The organism is Escherichia sp. AM3 (genome assembly GCF_032029835.1).
Taxonomy (GTDB): domain Bacteria; phylum Pseudomonadota; class Gammaproteobacteria; order Enterobacterales; family Enterobacteriaceae; genus Escherichia; species Escherichia coli.
Window position 1 is genome coordinate 1 of the sequence record NZ_JAVUPQ010001348.1, and the last position, 232, is coordinate 232.

Sequence of the window (232 nt, forward strand, 5' to 3'; positions counted from 1 at the left end):
CGTCTGTCTCCTCCCGCCTTCCGTTACCAGCTGACCGAGCTGGCGCGTAAAGCGGGCAAACGCGTGGTTCTGCCAGAAGGCGACGAACCACGTACCGTTAAAGCGGCAGCCATCTGTGCAGAGCGCGGTATCGCGACCTGTGTGCTGCTGGGTAACCCGGATGAGATCAACCGCGTTGCGGCGTCTCAGGGCGTTGAGCTCGGCGCGGGCATCGAAATCGTTGATCCTGACG

General features: G+C 62.5%; 1 protein-coding gene. It reads left to right on the plus strand.

The features are described from left to right. Positions 1-232 (plus strand): phosphate acyltransferase (locus RTW80_RS31005; protein ID WP_312722103.1); only part of this gene is annotated, 232 nt, incomplete at both ends.